17 protein-coding genes and 2 pseudogenes are annotated in these 17826 nt (G+C 71.5%); 11 read left to right on the forward strand and 8 right to left on the reverse strand.

Annotation, left to right across the window (positions count from 1 at the left end; all coding sequences use genetic code 11):
* Positions 1 to 131: 131 nt before the first annotated feature.
* The 5 genes from O0235_RS05970 (at position 132) to O0235_RS05990 (ending at position 5050) form a co-directional block, all read left to right on the forward strand.
* Entirely contained in the window at positions 132 to 779 is a 648-nt protein-coding gene (locus O0235_RS05970; RefSeq protein WP_270057627.1) for a TetR/AcrR family transcriptional regulator, read from the forward strand.
* 124 nt (positions 780 to 903) lie between these two features.
* A complete protein-coding gene (locus O0235_RS05975; protein ID WP_270057628.1) occupies positions 904 to 1689 on the forward strand; it encodes an SDR family NAD(P)-dependent oxidoreductase in 786 nt (261 codons plus the stop codon).
* 12 nt (positions 1690 to 1701) lie between these two features.
* Positions 1702 to 3417, forward strand: coding sequence for a PEP-utilizing enzyme (locus O0235_RS05980; RefSeq protein WP_270057629.1), 1716 nt, complete (start codon positions 1702 to 1704; stop codon positions 3415 to 3417).
* Positions 3418 to 3469: 52 nt separating this feature from the next.
* Positions 3470 to 4228, forward strand: coding sequence for an SDR family NAD(P)-dependent oxidoreductase (locus O0235_RS05985; RefSeq protein ID WP_270057630.1), 759 nt, complete (start codon positions 3470 to 3472; stop codon positions 4226 to 4228).
* A gap of 30 nt (positions 4229 to 4258) precedes the next feature.
* Positions 4259 to 5050: a ThuA domain-containing protein gene (locus O0235_RS05990; protein ID WP_270057631.1), complete on the forward strand. Its 792-nt coding sequence runs from the start codon at positions 4259 to 4261 to the stop codon at positions 5048 to 5050.
* Positions 5051 to 5102: 52 nt separating this feature from the next.
* On the opposite strand, the gene O0235_RS16185 is transcribed toward O0235_RS05990, so the two are convergent.
* From O0235_RS16185 to O0235_RS06005, 4 genes and pseudogenes are all read right to left on the reverse strand, one after another.
* On the reverse strand, positions 5103 to 5531 hold the full coding sequence (locus O0235_RS16185; RefSeq protein WP_444546137.1) for an acyl-CoA dehydrogenase family protein: 429 nt from the start codon (positions 5529 to 5531) through the stop codon (positions 5103 to 5105).
* A 2-nt stretch (positions 5532 to 5533) separates the two neighbouring features.
* A pseudogene (locus O0235_RS16190) lies at positions 5534 to 6081 on the reverse strand (acyl-CoA dehydrogenase family protein); the annotation flags it as partial.
* A gap of 101 nt (positions 6082 to 6182) precedes the next feature.
* A pseudogene (locus tag O0235_RS06000) lies at positions 6183 to 6410 on the reverse strand (hypothetical protein); the annotation flags it as partial.
* Positions 6407 to 6949: a cytochrome P450 gene (locus tag O0235_RS06005; RefSeq protein WP_270057633.1), complete on the reverse strand. Its 543-nt coding sequence runs from the start codon at positions 6947 to 6949 to the stop codon at positions 6407 to 6409. The gene O0235_RS06005 and the pseudogene O0235_RS06000, both read right to left, overlap by 4 nt.
* Here O0235_RS06005 and O0235_RS06010 point away from each other — a divergent pair.
* From O0235_RS06010 to O0235_RS06030, 5 genes are all read left to right on the forward strand, one after another.
* On the forward strand, positions 6930 to 7355 hold the full coding sequence (locus tag O0235_RS06010) for a hypothetical protein (RefSeq protein WP_270057634.1): 426 nt from the start codon (positions 6930 to 6932) through the stop codon (positions 7353 to 7355). The genes O0235_RS06005 and O0235_RS06010 overlap by 20 nt on opposite strands.
* Positions 7356 to 8049: 694 nt before the next feature.
* Positions 8050 to 9576: an ABC transporter substrate-binding protein gene (locus O0235_RS06015; protein WP_270057635.1), complete on the forward strand. Its 1527-nt coding sequence runs from the start codon at positions 8050 to 8052 to the stop codon at positions 9574 to 9576.
* 67 nt (positions 9577 to 9643) lie between these two features.
* Entirely contained in the window at positions 9644 to 10591 is a 948-nt protein-coding gene (locus O0235_RS06020; RefSeq protein WP_270057636.1) for an ABC transporter permease, read from the forward strand.
* A 20-nt stretch (positions 10592 to 10611) separates the two neighbouring features.
* Positions 10612 to 11526 carry an ABC transporter permease gene (locus O0235_RS06025; RefSeq protein ID WP_270057637.1) on the forward strand — a complete coding sequence of 305 codons (915 nt, stop codon included), beginning with the start codon at positions 10612 to 10614 and terminating at the stop codon, positions 11524 to 11526.
* A 128-nt stretch (positions 11527 to 11654) separates the two neighbouring features.
* On the forward strand, positions 11655 to 12551 hold the full coding sequence (locus tag O0235_RS06030) for a DsbA family protein (RefSeq protein WP_270057638.1): 897 nt from the start codon (positions 11655 to 11657) through the stop codon (positions 12549 to 12551).
* Here the strand turns inward: O0235_RS06030 and O0235_RS06035 are convergent.
* Both O0235_RS06035 and O0235_RS06040 read right to left on the reverse strand, forming a co-directional pair.
* A complete protein-coding gene (locus O0235_RS06035; RefSeq protein WP_270057639.1) occupies positions 12548 to 13615 on the reverse strand; it encodes an LLM class flavin-dependent oxidoreductase in 1068 nt (355 codons plus the stop codon). The genes O0235_RS06030 and O0235_RS06035 overlap by 4 nt on opposite strands.
* A complete protein-coding gene (locus tag O0235_RS06040; protein ID WP_270057640.1) occupies positions 13612 to 14154 on the reverse strand; it encodes a DinB family protein in 543 nt (180 codons plus the stop codon). The genes O0235_RS06035 and O0235_RS06040 overlap by 4 nt, the downstream gene beginning before the upstream one ends.
* 84 nt (positions 14155 to 14238) lie before the next feature.
* On the opposite strand from O0235_RS06040, the gene O0235_RS06045 reads away from it, so the two are divergent.
* On the forward strand, positions 14239 to 14928 hold the full coding sequence (locus O0235_RS06045) for a hypothetical protein (RefSeq protein WP_270057641.1): 690 nt from the start codon (positions 14239 to 14241) through the stop codon (positions 14926 to 14928).
* Between the two features lie 24 nt (positions 14929 to 14952).
* On the opposite strand, the gene tsaD is transcribed toward O0235_RS06045, so the two are convergent.
* Together tsaD and O0235_RS06055 are read right to left on the reverse strand one after the other, a co-directional pair.
* Positions 14953 to 15939: a tRNA (adenosine(37)-N6)-threonylcarbamoyltransferase complex transferase subunit TsaD gene (tsaD, locus tag O0235_RS06050; protein ID WP_270057642.1), complete on the reverse strand. Its 987-nt coding sequence runs from the start codon at positions 15937 to 15939 to the stop codon at positions 14953 to 14955.
* A 134-nt stretch (positions 15940 to 16073) separates the two neighbouring features.
* Positions 16074 to 17789 (reverse strand): hypothetical protein, encoded by a 1716-nt coding sequence (locus O0235_RS06055; RefSeq protein WP_270057643.1) that lies wholly within the window; start codon positions 17787 to 17789, stop codon positions 16074 to 16076.
* Positions 17790 to 17826: the final 37 nt, after the last annotated feature.

Raw genomic sequence — 17826 nt, forward strand, 5'->3', positions numbered from 1 at the left:
CCAACGGCGGCGTAACTGTACCGAAACACGGAGCGGGCCGAAAGGGGGCGTTCAGGGCTTCGGCCTGTTAGCCTAAATGTTAGCCACGCAAACGAACCGGGGCGCCGGGCGCCCCGCGGGGATGGATGAGGATGGCACGACTGGATATCAACGCGATTCGGCGCAGGCAGATCATCGACGCGGCCGTGGCCGTGATGGCCGAGAAGGGCTGGGCGGAGACCTCGATCGACGAGGCGACGAAGCGGGCCGAGGTGAGCCGCGGGCTCGTCTCGTACCACTTCAAGGACAAGGCGGACCTGCTCTCCGGGGTGCTGGCGCGCTGCCAGGAGATTTTCAACGAATCCGTCCAGGAAGCCCTGGGCGAAAGCAGCGACCCGGTGGAGACGATGCGGGCGGTGACGCGCATCGGCATCGAGCTGGCGAAGGTGAACCCGGTGCCGTACGAGGTGTTCGTGCAGTTCACGGCGAGCGCGAAGCGGGACCCGCGGCTCGGCGAGGAGATCCGGGCGCTCTGGGAGGGGTTCCGGCGGACGACGGCGGCGGCGATCCGGGCGGGCCAGCGGGCGGGCGCGTTCCGGCGGGACATCGATGCCGACGCGGCGGCGGCGCGGCACATCGGGGCCGTCACCGGGGTGGCGCTCCAGTGGCTGCTGGAGCCGGGCGCGTTCGACTTCGAAGAGACGGAGCGGCAGACGGTCGAGATGCTGATGGCGTACCTCGTGGCGGATGCCCCGGGCGGGGAGGGCGCGGGGGCGGCTGCGGCGGCAGCGAACCGGTAGCGCGCTCGCTCGTCCTGCCCAATTTCTTGGCTGGTCTTCCAAAGCTTCGGGCAATGTGGTAAAAGCTCCCGGCAGCAGCGCGGGCGCGCCGGGACAGCGCGTCCCGCGGATGGAGGGGACAGCCATGCAGATGCTCGAAGGGAAGGTGGCCGCGGTCACGGGCGGGAGCCGCGGCATCGGCCGGGGGATCGTTGAAGCGTTCCTCCGGGAAGGGGCGTTCGTCGCCTTCAGCGGCCGGGACCAGGCGAAGGGCGAGCGGGCGCTTGCGGAGCTGTGCGCCGACGGCCGGGCCGTCTTCGTGCAGGGCGATGCGCGCAGCAGCGAGGACGTGCGCCGGCTGGTGGAGACGGCGGCGGAGCGCTGGGGCCGGCTCGACATCATGGTGAACAATGCCGGCGGCATCACCCGGCCGGCGCCGATCGCCCAGCTCGATGACGACGCCTGGGAGAACGACATCCGCTGGAACCTGAGCGGGGTGTTCTACGGGACGAAGTGGGCGCTCCAGCGGATGATTCCGCAGGGCTCGGGCCGCATCATCAACATCTCGTCGGTCGAAGGGAAGCAGGGCGCGGCGGGGATGGCCGGCTACGTGGCGGCGAAGCACGGGGTGAACGGCCTGACGAAGACGACGGCGCTCGAAGTGGGGCGGCTGGGCATCACCTGCAACGCCATCTGCCCGGGCCTCGTCATCACCGACGCGGTGCGCGACTCGGGCGACGCGACGGCGAAGGCGATGGGCCTCTCCGGGCTCGATGAGATGGTGGAGAAGATCTTCAAGGCGAAGACGGCGACGGGCGAGATCAACACGGTCGAGCAGGTGGCCGCGGTGGCGCTGCTGCTCGCCGGGGAGGCAGGGGCCGGGATCACGGGCGCGTGCATTTCGGTCGATTGCGGGACGGCGCAGTACTGAGGGGGCGGGACGATGGCTGGCGAGAAGCTGTGCTCGTGGGATGCGGAGATCAACCCCCGCTACCGGCTGGTGACGACGGGAAACGTGGAGGAGGTGCTGCCGGGCATCATCAAGCCCCTGACGGCGGACCTCATCAACCAGTGGGACTACCGGTTCACGACGCGGATGGCGGAGGAGCTGGGCGTGCTCGACCTCGTGCCGACGGCGCCGCCGCCGGCGATGAACGTGCTCGGCGTGGTCGGCGGCCGGTGGACGCTCGGCGTGGCGTGGTCGATGGCGATTACGTCGACCTACCAGGTGAGCGGCGGGACGGACATGCTGAAGCAGTTCGTCGAGGGTGACGAGCTGACGGCGGGGCAGGCGCAGAACCTGGAGCGGGCGAAGGCGGCGCGCCGGCGGATCATGGCGCGCTGGCGGAACGCGGATCGGGAGATCGAGCGCGGCCGGGAAATCTCGGAGCGGGCGTACCGGCAGGCGTGGGCGCGGGAGTACCCGCGGCTGCGCGGCGAGGAGCTGCTGCGGGCGGTCGAGGAGAACGTCGGCGTCGTCGCGGGGCTGTTCACGTCGCACGTCATCGTGTCGGTCGGGGGCGCGGAGTACACGGGGATGCTGGGGGCGCTGCTGGGCGAGCACCTGCCGGGCCACCCGCCGGCGTGGGTGACGACGCTGACGAGCGCGCTGACGGACGTGGAGAGCGCGAAGCCGGGCAAGGCGACCTGGGACCTGGCGCGGGCGGGCCGGAAGAGCGCGGTCATCAGCGCGGCGGCGGCGGAGCTTCCGAACGATGCGCTGCTGGCGCGGCTGGCGGCGCCGGTCTCGCCGGCGTGGGAGGCGTTTGCGGCGGGCTACCGGGAGCTGATCCGGGAGTACGGCTTCCGCGGGCCGCGGGAGACCGACCCTTCGACGGCGACGTGGGATGAGGCGCCGGCACTGCTGCTCGGCGCGCTGCGGGCGGACATGGCGGCGCCAGCCTCGGCCGACCCGCACCGGAAGGAGGCGCGGGCGGCGGCGGCGCGCGAACGGCTTGAGGAGCAGATCGCGGCGAAGCTGCCGGCGAAGGCGCAGGCGGCGTTCCGGGAGACGCTCGCGATGGCGCAGCGGCTGAACCGCGGCCGCGAAGGAACGAAGGCGAACTGGGCGCGCGCCTGCCGGGCGTTCCGGCCGCCGCTGCTGGAGACCGGGCGGCGGCTCGCGCGGCGGGGGGCGCTCGAGCAGCCGGAGGACGTGTTCTTCCTGCGGCTGGCGGAGGTGCGGGAGTTCGAGACGCTCGACGCGGCGGCGGCGAAGGCGGCTGTCCGCGCGCGGCAGGAGGAGTACCGCCGGCTGGAGGGCTTCCGGCTGCCGGAGGGGGTGTTCGAGCTGCCGACGTCGCTGCTGCCGGCGGAGAGCGGCGCGCCGGCCGAGGGCGCCCTCGCCGGGCAGGGCGTGAGCCCCGGGACGGCGACGGGGCCGGCGCGCGTCATCGCGGACGCCGATGCGGCGCTCGCGGCCGACATCCAGCCGGGGGACGTGCTCGTGCTGCCGGTGTTCGATGCGCCGATGGCGCCGCTCTTCGTGCCGGCGGCCGCGCTCGTGGTGGAGACGGGCGGCATGCTGAGCCACGCGGCGATCGTCGCGCGGGAGTACGGCATCCCGGCGGTCGTGGGCGTGAAGGACGCGACGCGGCGCATCCGGGACGGGCAGCAGGTGACCGTGGACGGCAGCGCGGGGACGGTCGCGCTGGCATGACAGGGGAATTTCACCGGCCGGGGCTGACGCCCGGCGGAAGGAGGACGGAGCTATGGACCTCGGGCTGAAGGGGAAGCGGGCGCTCATCACGGGCGCGAGCCGGGGCATCGGCCGCGCCATCGCGGAGACGCTGGCGGCGGAGGGCGCGCACCTCGCCATCTGCGCGCGGAACGCGGAAGGGCTGAACGCGGCGGCGGAGCAGCTGCGCCAGCAGGGCGTGACAGTCGCCGCGGAGGCGGTCGACGTCGGGAAGCGGGACGACTACGTGGCGTGGATCGCGCGGGCGGGCGAGCAGCTGGGCGGCATCGACATCTTCGTGAGCAACACGAGCGGGGGCGCGGCGCCGGGCGAGCAGGGGTTCGTGCAGAACTTCGAAGTCGACATGCTGGGCGCAGTGCGCGGGTTCGAAGCGGCGCGGCCGTTCCTCGAGACGTCGGAGGCGCCGGCGGTGGTGTTCATCAGCACGACGGCCGCGGTGGAGACGTTCGGCCAGCCGAACGGCTACGGGGCGATGAAGGCGGCGCTCATCAACTATGCGAATGCGCTCTCGCAGGCGTACGCGCCGAAGGGGATTCGGGTGAACGTCGTTTCGCCGGGGCCGATTTACTTCGAGGGCGGGCCGTGGGCGATGATCAAGCAGGCGATGCCGCCCTTCTACGAGGCGACGCTGAAGCAGCAGCCGATGGGGCGGATGGGGACGCCGGAGGAGGTGGCGCGGGCGGTGGCGTTCCTCGCCAGCCCGGCGGCCTCGTGGATTACGGGCGTGAACCTCGTCGTCGATGGCGGCTTTACGAAGCGGGTGAACTTCTAGGCCGCCGGCCGGGCGGGAAGGAGGCTGGCGATGGGCCGCATCGACGGCTACCTCATCTGCGGGGGGAACTGGCACGACTTCGATTTCCCGCGGCTGCGGCTGCTCGAGCTGCTGGCGGAGCACGAGGAGGTGCGGGTGCTCGTGGGGCGGGACTTCCGCGACACCGAGGGCATCGCGGGCTGCGCGTTCCTCATCACCTACACCTGCGACCTGCGGCCGTCGGAGACGGAGGTGGAGGCGCTGGCGCGGTTCGTGGAAGGGGGCGGACGGTGGTTCGCGCTCCACGGGACGAATGCGGTGTTCGAGATGGAGGCGGACGGGGTGCGGAGCCCGCGCATCCTGCGGCGGTACATGGAGGTGCTGGGGAGCCAGTTCATCGCGCACCCGCCGGTGGGGAGCTACCCGGTCTGGCCGGCGGCGGAGCACCCGCTCGTCGCGGGGCTCGGCGAATGGCGCACGGGGGAGGGCGAGGAGCTGTACCTGTGCGAGTACCACGGGGAGGTGCGGCCGCTGATGGTGACGCGGTTCGGGGGCGAGGCGCCGGGGTTCGCCGAATCGTCGTGGCCGGGGGAGCGGGAGTGGCCGGTGCTCTACCTCCACCCGTACGGGGCGGGCGCGGTGCTCTACCTGACGCCCGGGCACCGGCGGCGGCGGTACGACATGCTGACGGCGCCGGGCGGGCGGGCGTACGGGAGCCTGGCGGGGCGGTTCCAGCTGCCGGAGTACCCGCGCTTCGAGCCCGGCTCCTGGGAGGTGCCGGAGTACGTGGAGCTGCTGCGGCGGGGGATCCGCTGGGCGAAAGGCGACTATCCCCTCCTGTGAGGCGAACCCGGCCGGCGGCGGTCCCCCTCCCGCCGGCCGGGCGCGCCGGACGTCAGTCGCGCGGGAGGCCGAGGCCGCGCTGGGCGATGATGTTGCGCTGGATTTCGCTGGTGCCGCCGGCGATGGTGAGCGAGACGGCATTGAGGTAGGCGCGGGCGGCTTCGCCGCGGAAGGGCGCGGCGGAGCGGTCCATGAGGGCGCCGGCGGTGCCGAGCATCTTGAGGGCGGTGTGGGCGATGCGCTGGCCGGTCTCGGAGGTGAAGAGCTTGGCGATGGAGGCCTCGGCGTTGGGGATTTTGCCGGCGGCCTGCATGCTGATGATGCGGTAGGCGAGCAGGGTGAGCACCTGCACTTCGACGGCGCGGTCGGCCCAGGCGAGGCGGGCGGCGGCGGCAGTGGACGGCGGGAGCTGGGCCCGGTGCTCGCGCAGCCAGGCGGTGTACCGCTCGATGCTCTTGCGCTGGCCGACGGCGGTGCCGATGGACGAGCGCTCGAAATCGAGGGTGGTGGCGCCGACGTACCAGCCGCGGTTGACCTCGCCGACAACGTTGCGGGCAGGCACGCGGACGTCTTCGAAGAAGACTTCGTTGAAGTCGTGGCCGCCGGCCATGTTGACGAGGGGGCGGACGGTGATGCCGGGGCTCTTCATATCGACGAGGAAGTAGGTGATGCCGCGGTGCTTGGGGGCGTCCGGGTCGGTGCGGGCGAGGAGGAAGCACCAGTCGGCGAAGTGGGCGAAGGAGGTCCAGATTTTCTGGCCGTTGATGACGAAGTCGTCGCCANGGCGTCCGGGTCGGTGCGGGCGAGGAGGAAGCACCGGAGTCGGCGAAGTGGGCGAAGGAGGTCCAGATTTTCTGGCTTCGTTGATGACGAAGTCGTCGCCATCGCGGACGGCGCGGGTCTGGAGGGAGGCGAGGTCGGAGCCGGCGCCAGGTTCGGAGTAGCCCTGGCACCAGAGTGACTTCGCCGCTGAGGATGCGGGGGAGGTGTTCGCGCTTCTGCTCGTCGGTGCCGTGGGCGATGAGGGTGGGGCCGAGCATCATGACGCCGAGGCCCAGCCGCGGCTGACGGGGGCGCCGCGCCTCTGGGCGAACTCCTGGTTGAGGATGAACTGTTCGACGACGGACATGCCGGCGCCGCCGTACTCCTTCGGCCAGGCGGGGGCGATCCAGCCGCGGCGGACGAGGGCGTCGCGCCACTGGCCGAAGGCGGGGTCGGTGCGGGGGTCGTAGAAGAAGCCGGTGACGCCGCGGATGGACTCGAGGGAGGTTGTCGCGGATGAAATCGCGGACTTCCTGCCGCCAGGCGGCCTGCTCGGGCGTATCGCGGAGCTCGCATGGCGCGGGGGCGCCTCCTTCAGGCGGGTTCGAACTCGAGGTAGAGGGCCTTGAGCCCCCGGAGGATAACGCTCGGGACGTGGGTGTAGTCGTTCTTGCCCTCGGCGGCGCGGATGGCGCGGAGGCGCTGGAGGAGGAGGGTGAAGGCGATGCGGGCCTCGAGGCGGGCGAGCGCGGCGCCGAGGCAGTAGTGGATGCCGCGGCCGAAGGCGAGGTGGCCTTCGGGGGCTTCGCGGTCGAGGTCGATCTCGTCGGCGTGGGGGAATTCGGCCTCGTCGCGGTTGAGGCGGAGGCGTAGGAGAGGAGGATGCGGGAGCCGGCGGGGATGGGCGTGCCGCCGATTTCGGTATCGACGACGGCCTGGCGGAAGAGGCCCTGGACGGGGGATTCGAGGCTGGAGGGCTTCTTCGACGAAGGTGGGGATGCGGTCCGGCTCGGCGCGGAGGCGCTCCTGCAGCTCCGGCCGCTGGACGAGGATCATCATGCCGGAGGCGATGAGGTTGGTGGTGGTTTCGTTCCCGGCGACGAGGATCTGCTGGAGGATGCTGAGCATCTCGGCCATGTCGAGCGGGCGGGCTTCTTCGCCGATCGAGGCCGATGTGGGCGTTGAGGAGGTCGCGGGTGAGGATGTCATCGCGCGGGCTGGCGCGGCGCTCTTCGAGGCGCTCGGCGAAGTAGTGCTGGAATTCGACGATGGAGCGGGCGCATTCGATTTCGCGCTCGCGGGTGAGGAAGCCGCCGAGGGGCGCCACGGAGTCGTCGGACCAGTCGCGCTTGAAGCGGTCCATATCGGCGCGGTCGACGCCGAGGGCGTCGGCGATGACGGTGAGCGGGAGCGGGACGGCGAACTGGCGGACGAGCTCGACTTCGCGGTCGCCGATGAAGCGGTCGATGAGGTCGCTGGCGATGGCGGTGACGGAGGGTCATCGAGGCCTGGCGACGCGGCGTGCGGAGAAGGCTTTCGTTGACGAGGGCGCGGTAGCGGGAGTGGGCGGGCGGGTCGTTGGTGAGGAGGGTGTTCACGGGCATCCACGCCCTGGCGCATGATGGCGATGACCTCCTCATCGGGGACGGGGCGGAGGCCGGGGCCGGATTTGGAGGAGAAGATTTCGGGGTGGCGGAGGACGTGGAGGACGTCCTCGAAGCGGGAGACGATGAAGAAGCCGGCGCCGGGGACCTGGTAGACGGGGCATTCGCGGCGCATGGCTTCGTAGAAGGGGAAGGGGCACTCGGCGGTTTCGGGGGCGAGGGGGTTGATCTCGGCGAGGCTGGGCATTTGGCTGCTCCCGCAAGGTTTTGGCCGATTGGCCAGCGCCGAGAAGTGTAGCGGGCCGGGGGCGCGGCGGGAAGGGGAGGTATCGGCGGCGTCGATGCTTGCGAATCGATGGAAGGCGAACCTATAATACGCCGAGCCCGGAATTTGGCCAGACAACCAAAGTCTTGGCCCGAAACGCTTGCCGGGCGACCAACAGGGGAGGGAACCGATGGAATCGACGTACYGGMGSCGMTRMYGRCGRSMSCGSCWCGGCSRCCGCGMSYYCCKGCGSCGGRSMSGGSAYGGCMGCCGKCGGCGCRGCCSSMCKCGCCSCGGSCKSCGGSRAGCGGSGMKGRMSMMKCCGCATCGCGAAGGCGTCGCCGGATACGGGGCTGGACCCGCACATCGTGGTGACGAACCCAATCCACCCGGCGAAGGCGTATTCGCACCTCTGGACGTACCAGCCCTCGACGAAGACGGTCTGCTACGACCTCGCGCTCGAGCATGAGCAGGTGGACCCGCTCACGCTGCGGGTGAAGATTCGGCAGGGGGTGAAGTTCCAGGCCGACGTGGCGAACGGCCGAGAGCTGACGGCCGAGGACATCGCCTATTCGTACACCCGCTTCCCGGTGGCGCTGACGAAGGGCTCGCAGGTGAACCAGATCCAGTGGGGCTGGATCGACAAGATCGAGACGCCGGACAAGTACACGGTCGTCATCAAGCAGAAGAACCCGTTCGCGTCGAACGTGATTTCGCTCGGGTCGAGCGCTTTCGCGGTGGTGGCGAAGGAGGTGGTGGAGGCGAACGGCGGCGACCTGATGAAGGTGATGAACGCGGGCAGCGGCCCCTACCGGATGGTGAAGCGGGAGCCGACGGGCACGCGCTACGAGCGGAACCCGGATTACTTCCAGCACGACCCGCCCTCGCCGACGTACGTGAAGGAGGGGCCGTACATCGACGTTTGGGAGGAGGCGATCATCCCGGACCCGGCGACGATCAAGGCGAAGTTCCTCGCGGGCGAGCTGGACGTGCTCACGGTGGTGAACATCGACCGGCTGGTGGCGGATGAACTCGGCCGGGAGAAGGGCGTCAAGGTGGTGAAGGGGCCGGCGAACGGCCACCTCGTCATGCAGTTCGACAACTTCAAGTGGACGGACAAGCGGCACCGGCAGGCCGTGTGGATGGCGATCGACCGGGACGCGTTCATCAAGAACCTGTACCTCGGCGAGGGGCTGTACGGCGGGCCGACGGCGTCGGAGTTCGCGAAGGAGGGGTACGGGCTTTCGCAGGATGAGCTGAAGAAGCTGCAGCCGTTCAACCCGGCGGAGGCGAAGAAGCTCTGGCAGGAATCGGGCGGGGCGCAGGCGTTCCCGACGGTCAAGATGGTCACGATGCAGGCGATCCCCATCTTCGCGACGGCGACGGAGTTCGTGAAGAAGCAGCTGGAGCAGAACCTCGGCGCGAAGGTGGAGGTGGAGGTGGTGGACCCGGCGACGTACGTGGCGCGGGCGGTGGCGGGGTTCGCGGAGAAGGCACCGAAGCCGTGGGACCTGTTCATCGCGTGGGAGCTCTCGCTCCAGACGATCCCGGACTACAACGCGCTGGCGCACTACGTGCCGGTGGGCTACGGCGCGATTTTCGGCAACCTCCGGCCGGATTCGCCGAAGTCCGAGACGGCGGCCTTCGCGGTGAAGATGCAGCAGCTCTGGGCGGCGCAGGCGCAGGAGCTGAACCCGGAGGCGCGGAAGCAGAAGGTGCAGGAGATCGTCCGGACCATCCACCAGGAGTACGGGCCGGCGGTCCCGCTGCCGGTGCCGGAGTTCCAGTACGCGGCCTTCCGCGACCGGGTGAAGAACTACCCGGAGAAGGACTTCATGTACGCGAACGCGGGCACGGGCCTCTTCCGGGTGCAGGACCTCTGGCTCGACGCCTGATGGCGCCGGGGGAAGGCGGGGCCGCCCCGCTCCGCCTTCCCCTCCACCTCCTGGCAGGTGAGCTCCCATGCGAACGTACATCCTGCGCCGGCTGGCGCTCTTCCCCGTCACGCTCCTCGGCGTCTCGATTCTTTCGTTCACGCTCATCCGGGCGCTCCCGGCTGATGCGGCGACGATCCGGCTCGGCGCTTCGGGCTCGGCCTGCGAAGAATGCATCGAAGTGGTGCGGAAGGAGCTGGGCCTGGATAAGTCGAAGCCGGAGCAGTACCTGCTCTGGCTGGGGAATGCGCTCCGGGGCGACTTCGGGCTTTCGACGGCGACCCGGCGGGAGATTACGCCGGAGCTGCGCGACCGCTTCCTGACGACGCTGCAGCTGGGGGTGGTGACGGTCTTCTTCACGCTGGCGATCGGGGTGCCGGTGGGCGCGCTCTCGGCGGTGCGGGCGCACTCGGCGGCGGACTATACGGCGCGGTTCTTCTCGATTCTCGGGCTCTCGGTGCCGAGCTTCTGGCTGGGGACGCTGGTCATCTACCTGCCGGCCTACTGGTGGGGCTGGACGCCGGTGAAGCAGTGGCGGGGCTTCGCGGAAGACCCGCTCGGCCATGTCGGGCTGCTGATCCTGCCGGCGCTGGTGCTGGGCATCGGGGCTTCGGCCTACGTGGCGCGCATCGTGCGGTCGAGCATGCTCGAGGCGTTCTACGCGGACTACGTGCGGACGGCGCGGGCGAAGGGGCTGAAGGAGCGGAGCGTGGTGTGGATCCACGTGTTCCGAAACTCGGTGCTGACGCTGCTGACGGTGCTGGGGCTGCAGTTCGGGCTCATCCTCGGCGGTTCGATCGTCATCGAGCAGCTGTTCGCCATCCCGGGGATGGGGTCGATGGCGGCGAAGGCGGTGGCTGACCGCGACCACCAGACGATCCAGGCGGTGACGGTGACGATCGCGGCCTCGTTCCTGACGGTGACGCTGATCGTGGACGTGCTCTACGCCTGGGCCGACCCGCGGCTGCGGGCGTGAGCGGAGGGAGGTGAGCGACGATGGCGACGGAAGCGCAGGCGGGAGTGCTGGCAGGGCCGGTGAGCCGGCCGACGTTCGGGCTCGGGCGGCTGAAGCGGTTCGCGCGGCGGCAGCCGCTGGGCACGGCCTCGGCGGTCGTGATCGGGCTGCTGATCTTCGCGGCGGTCTTCGCGGATGCGCCGTTCATGCGGACGACGGACCCGAAGGAGTTCGGTTCGAATATCCTCGTGCCGCCGAGCGGCGAGCACTGGTTCGGGACGAACCGGAACGGGCAGGACCTGTATTCGCGGGTGGTGTACGGGGCGCGGCCGTCGCTGATGGTGGGGATGGCGACGGTGCTCATCAGCGTGGTGGGCGGGACGGTGCTGGGGCTGCTGGCGGGCTACCTCGGCGGGGTGGTCGATACGGTGATCAGCCGGCTCTCGGAGGTGCTGCTCTCGTTCCCGGCGATCCTGTTCGGGCTGGTGGTGGCGACGTGGCTGGGGCCGGGGCTGAAGGCGGTGATCATCGCCATCAGCATCATCTTTACGCCGGTCATCATGCGGATCATCCGCGGGGCGGTGCTGGTGGAGCGGCAGCGGATGTATGTGGACGCGGCGCGGGTCATCGGCTGTTCGGAGGCGCGGCTGATGTTCCGGCACATCCTGCCGAACATCGGGCCGCTGGTGATCGTGGTGGCGAGCACGACGCTGCCGGCGGCGATCCTTGCGGAATCGGCGCTGACGTTCCTCGGGGTGGGGCTGCCGCTGGGCGAGCCGAGCTGGGGGAACGACCTCGGGCCGCAGGCGCGGGCGTACTTCAATATGGCGTGGTGGCTGGCGGTCTTCCCCGGGGTGGCGCTGAGCCTGACGGTGCTGGCTTTCAACCTGCTCGGCGACGCGCTGCGGGACGAACTGGACCCGCGGCTGCGCGGCAGCGGGCTGGGCGAGGGCTGAGCGCGGCTGTAAAGAGCGCTTCCGTATCCCGTATCAGCGCTGGTGGTACTCTCGGAGGGGCTGCCGGCCGCTGGCCGGCTGCCCGATGCTGACCTGAATCCGAGACTCACTGCAGGAACGAAGCGCCCATGTCGAACCGCCAGGCCCGCCGCGAAATGAGCCGCACGCAGGGGACGCGGCCGCAACGCAGCCAGCGCCCAACCACGCCCGCACCGCGCCGGACGGGCGGCGGCGGGGGGAGCGGCATCTTCACCCGGCCGTTCGTGCTGGTCGTCGCGGCCGTCATCGTCATCCTCGGCGGCATCCTCATCGCGGTGGTGGCGACGTCGGGCGGCGGCTCGAGCGACGACCTCGCAAAGCGGCTGCGGGACCACGCCGCGAACATCCCGACGGACCTCGCGAACGGGATGAAGCTCGGCAAGGACGACGCGCCGGTGAAGCTGACGGTGTACGCGGATTTCCAGTGCCCGTTCTGCCTGAAGTTCACGGGCGAGCAGGAGATCGACATCATCGATGAGTTCGTGAAGACGGGCCGGGTGCAGCTGGAGTATCAGAACCTGCCGATCCTCGGCGCGGAATCGGTGCGGGCAGCGCTGGCGGGCATGTGCGCGGCCGACCAGAACAAGTTCTGGCAGTACCACAACAAGCTGTTCCTGGTGCAGGCGGAGGCGGGGCAGACGAGCAACGAGAAGCTGAACGCGGGCCGATTTTCGGATGAGAATCTGAAGAAGTACGCGGCGGAGCTGGGGCTGGATACGGCGCAGTTCGACCGCTGCCTCGATACGTCGCAGCACCTGGACGAGGTGACGGAGCAGCAGCGGACGGCGAACTCGTTCGGCATCCGCGGGACGCCGGGCTTCCTCGTGAACGGGCAGCCGCTCGGCGCGGGCGCGCCGGCGAGCATGGACGGCTGGCGCAGCCTCTTCCAGCAGGTGGAGCAGCAGCTGGCGACGCAGACGGCGCAGGCGGGTTCGACGGCGACGCCGGGCGCCAGCCCCGCGGCGACCGCGACGCCGACGCCCTAGCTCTCGGCGGCGGAGGCCGGCTCGCGGTTGACGTCGGCCACGAGGTCCATGAACCGGCCGAGGGTGTCGAGCCGTTCGGCGAGGGTTTCGCCGGCTGGCGCGACCTGGATGGTGGTGACGCCGGCATCGCGGTAGGCGCGGATGCGGTCGCGCACCATCGCCGGCGTCCCGAGGAGGTTGGCTTCGAGCACGAACTCGTCGGGGATGAGGGCGGCGGCCTCGTCGCGGCGGCGCTCGAGCCAGAGTGCCTGGACGCGTTCGACGAGGTCGGCGTATCCCTGGCGGGCGTAGGCGTCTTTGTAGAAGTTGCGCTGGCGTGAGCCCATCGCGCCGATTTCGAAGGCGAAGCCGGGCTTGCGCGGCGCGGTCAGCCGTTGGAGGTCGTCGCCGAACTGGACGACGCCGCCGGCGACCGTTTCGAAGCCGTCGAGGGCGCGGCCGGCGCGGGCTGCGCCGCGGCGGATGGCTTCGAAGAAGGGCCGGGCGCGAGACGGCATGAACGACGAGGCGATCCAGCCATCGGCGATTTCGCCGGTGACTTCGAGGGCGCGGGGGCCGAGGGTAGCGAGGTAAATGGGAACCTCAGCGGGCGGCGCGCTGGTGCGGAGGGCGCGGCCCTCGCCGCCGGGGAGGGGCAGGCGATAGATGTCGCCCGCGAAGTCGAGACGCTCGCCGCGGCAGGCGGCGCGGACGATGGCGACGGTTTCGCGGAGGCGCTGGAGGGGGCGATCGAAGGGGACGCCGTGCCAGCCCTCCATCACCTGGGGGCCGCTGGACCCGAGGCCGAGGATGAAGCGGCCGCCGGAGATGGAGGCGAGGGTGAGCGCCGTCATCGCGACCAGTGCGGGGGTGCGCGTGCCGGCCTGCATGATGCCGGTGCCGAGGCGGAGGCGCGCCGTCTGCCCCGCCAGGAGGGCAAGCGGCGTGACGGCATCGAAACCCCACGCCTCGGACGTCCAGGCGGAATCGACGCCGAGGCGCTCCGCTTCACGGGCGAAGGTGAGCGCCTCGGTCCAGCCGCCGGGGCCGGGGCCGAAGCCGATGGCGACGCGGACCGCCGTCACGGCTGCCGGCCTCCGCCGAGTGCGGCGGCGATGGCCTGGAGCTGGCGCAGGTGGTCGAGGTCGTGCACGCGCATGAAGAGCAGCCACTCGCGCCAGGAGAGGTCGCCGAACATCGGGTGGCGGATGGTGCGGTCGAGGTGCTCGTCGCCGCGGGCGGCAGCGACGCGGGCGAGGAGCTGCTCCCGGCGGCGGCGGTAGCGTTCGTAGCAGGCGGGGCCGCCGGGCAGGTCAGCGGGCGCGTGGCGCAGGGCGTCGTCGATGGCGCGGGCAGGGGGCGCAGCGCCGTCGAGGATGGCTTCGATGGCGGCGGCGCCCTGTTCGTTCATGTCCAGGATGTGCGCCCAGGTCTCGGCGGCGGACCACGCGCCGGGGCCGGGACGTTCAGCGAAGCGCTCCGGCGGCACGAGGGCGGCGGCTTCGCCAAGCGGCAGGCAGTCGTGCCGGACTTTCTCGACGAGCTCGATGAGGGGGAGGCGGGCAGCCACGGAGACGAGGTAGGAACGGATGCGGGCAGCTTCGGGGTCGGCCGGCGCGGTCACGGCACCCTCCAGGAAAGTGAGTTGCATGATGCTACGCACTTCCGCAGCGAGGCGTCAACGGGGAGGGCGCGGTAGCATGGCGGCATGGACGGCTCGATGGGCAGGCGGCCGACGGCGTGGATGGCCGCGGCGGGGGTGCTGGGCATCGCCGCCGCGGTGCTCGCGGGGCTGCTGGCGTGGCGCTGGGACGGCGGCGGCGGCGCGGGGGCGTCCTCCGGCGGGCCGGGATGGGCAGCGACCGGACCGCGCGCGCCGACCCACGAGCACGCGGATTTCGCCGTCGTCATCCGCGGCGAGCGGTTCGATTTCGGGCAGCCGCAGTTCATCTCCGACACTGAGGGGAAGGAGCTGAGCGAGCACGTGCACATCCACGCGCCGCGCTACACGGTGGTGCACGTGCATTCGACGCTGGTGACGTGGGGCGAGTTCTTCCAGAGCCTCGGGTTCAAGCTGACGGACCCGTCGTTCCCGGGGGTGACGGATGATCGGACCTGCCTCGAGCTGCCCTCGGGGGAGAAGCTGTGCAACACGGCCTCGGAGCGGTGGTCGTTCATCGCAAACGGGGTGCCGGTGGACGGGCTGGCGACGGTGAATATCGGCGACCTCGACCGGGTGCTCTTCAGCTACGGGCCGGAGACGCCGGGGGAGGCGCTGGCGAAGTACTGGGGGCTGGTGACGGACCAGGCGTGCATCCCCTCTGAGCTGTGCAAGGCGCGCATCCCGGCGGACGAGCCGCCGGAGACGTGCTCGGGCCGGGGCACCTGCACGCGCTGAGCGGGCGCGCCCGGGGCCAGCCGCTTAGACGGCGGCCCAGTCGTTCGTGGTGAAGATGTCGGCCTCGGGCGGGGTGCGCTCGCCGAGTTCGAGGCGGAAGGCGGCGACGGCGCCGATCATCGCGGCGTTGTCGGTGCAGAACTTCGGCGGCGGGATGCGGACGGGGACCGGGCAGCGGCGCTGGAGCTCCTCGCGGAGGCGGGCGTTCGCGGCGACGCCGCCGGCGACGAGGACATTGCGGGCGCCGAGTTCGCGGGCGAGGCGGGAGGTCTTGCCGGCGAGGACGTCGACGACGGATTCCTGGAACTCCCAGGCGACTTCGGGGACGGGGTAGCGGCCTTCGCGGACGGTGTGGAGGACAGCCGTCTTGAGGCCGCTGAAGCTGAAATCGAAGGTGCCGTGGAGCCACGCGCGGGGGAGTTCGAGGGAGGAGGGGCCGCCTTCGAGGGCGGCCTTCGCGATGTGGGGGCCGCCGGGGAAGGGGAGGCCGAGGAGGCGGCCGGCCTTGTCGAAGGCTTCGCCGGCGGCATCATCGCGGGTGCCGCCGATGCGCTCGTACTGGCCGTGGCCGCGCATGAAGACGAGGTCGGTATGGCCGCCGGAGACGACAAGACAGAGGGCGGGGAACTCGGGTTCGGGGCCTTCGACCAGCCAGTTGGCGTAGATGTGGCCCTCGAGGTGGTTGATGCCGATGAAGGGAAGGCCGCGGCCGAAGGCGATGGCGCGGGCTGCGTTGTAGCCGACGAGCAGGCTGCCGGCGAGGCCGGGGCCGCGGGTGCCGGCGACGGCGTCGATGTCGTCGAGGGTGCAGTTCGCGGCTTCGAGCGCCTCCCTGATGACGGGGACGATCTTGAGCAGGTGCTGGCGGGACGCGACTTCCGGCACGACGCCGCCGTACTTCGCGTGGAGGTCGACCTGGGAGGAGACGATGGAGGAGAGGGCGACGCGCCCGTCTTCGACGACCGCCGCCGCCGTCTCATCGCACGACGATTCGATCGCGAGAACTTTCACGTCTTTCAGGGTAGCAGCGGGAGGCGGGAAGCGGGAGGAGGGAGATGGGAGTTGGGAGATGGGAGTTGGGAGCTGGGAGGAGTGAGGGCCCGGGGGCTCGCGGCCATCGGCCTTCACCCTTCAACCCTCAACCTTCAGCCTCCAACCTCACCGGGGGCCGAGGGGGCGGCGTCGGCGGCGAGGCCGGGGAGGATGCGGCGGTAGGGGAGCGCGCCGGGCGCGGCGGGCGGGATATCGAGGGCGGCCCCGTCGTTCACGGTGTGCCGGTCGCTGGTGTTCGAGGCGACGGCGACGGTGGCGCGGATCGGCCCGGCGGCTGCAGGTTCGACGCGCACGACGAGGGTGATTTGCCGCGAGGCGCCGGGTTCGAGCGTGCCGCCGGTGCAGGTGATGCTGTTGGCGAAGTAGGGCGGCGTCACGCAGGTGTGGCCGGGGGCATCGACCCGGACGAAGCTGGTGCCGGGCGGCACGGAGGCGTAGAAGCGGGGCGAAGCGGCGGCATCGGGACCGGCGTTCGTCATGGTCAGGCGGAGCGCGAGGAGGTCGCCCGGCCGGTAGGCGGCGGGTTCGGCGGCGATGGCGGCCGAGAGGTCGGCTTCGAGCGGGCGGACGACGCGGAGGACGACGTCGTTGCCGTCGCCGCCGCGGTAGCTGACGGCCCAGCGGTAGCCGGCGCGGGCGAAGGTCGCGCCTTCGGGCAGGTCGAGGAAGGTGCCGGCGACGGGGCCTGCGCCGACCTGGACGATGGTGAACGAATCGCCGGGCTCGGGCGCGTAGCCGGGCGCGAGGCGGAGGTCGAGCAGCGTGCCGGCGAGGCTGAGCGACCCCGCGGCCAGCCGGCTGTAGTCGATGCCGGGCGCGGTCCCGGCGATGTCGATGCGGAGCGCGCCGCCGGCGAATTCCGCGGGGCCGGCGACCGCGAGGGTGCCCACGGCGAGGCCGGTCCCGGGCCACGCAGTCCCGCCCGAGACGGCGAGGGAGCCGAGCGTGCCGGTGCCGCGGATGAGGCCATCGCGGCCGGCCCGGGCGGCGGCCGGGGCTGCCGGGGCATCCCAGGTGAGATTCCCGGAGGTGACGGTGACGCCGCCAGCGAAGGCGCCGCCATCGACTTCGAGCTTGCCGCCGCCGACCAGCTCGAGCGCCGCCGCGGGCGGACCGCTGAGCGCGCCGACCAGGAGGGTGCCGTTGGCAACGGCCATGCGGGCATCGGCGGTGAGGGTCAGATTGCCGAGGCTGGCGCCGCCCCATGGCGCCTGCAGCGCGCCCGCGCCCGAGGGGCCGTTGCCGGCGATGGCAACCGCTTCGGCCCCGAGGTCGACGCCGAAGCCGAGGCGGAGGGCCCCACCGGGCGCGACGGAGGTGCCGCCGGCGGCGGTGCCGAGGGCGGCGTCGTCTTCTGCGACCAGGGTGCCGCCAGCGACGGCGACCGGGCCGGCGAACAGCTGGGCGGCCGTGATGCGGAGCGTGCCGGCGGTGAGCTGGATGCCGCCTGGGCCGCCGATGGGCGCGGCAAGCTGGACGGTGCCGGGCGCAGCGATGGTGAGCTGGCCGGTGACGTCGACCTGGCCGCCGGAGAAGGTGTAGCCGGCGCCCGTCACCTGCAAGGCGGCGTACGGGCCGGTGCCGAGGTCGTTCACGGGGCTGAGCTGCCCGGTCACCGGGGGAAACACGAGCGTGTTGCCGGGTGCGGGCGGGGCAGGGCTCCAGTTGGCGGGGTTCGACCAGAGGCCGTTCGTGCCGGCGCCCGTCCACGTGACGGTGGCGGCGGCCCGGCCCGGTTCAGGCGCGCGGACGAGCGCGGTGACGACGACGAGGGCGGCGACGAGCGGGAGCAGGGCACGCCGGGGCACGGGAGACCTCCGCCGCAAGGGTCGAACTCATGATAGA

Source organism: Tepidiforma flava, assembly GCF_027594505.1.
GTDB classification, from domain to species: Bacteria; Chloroflexota; Dehalococcoidia; order Tepidiformales; family Tepidiformaceae; genus Tepidiforma; species Tepidiforma flava.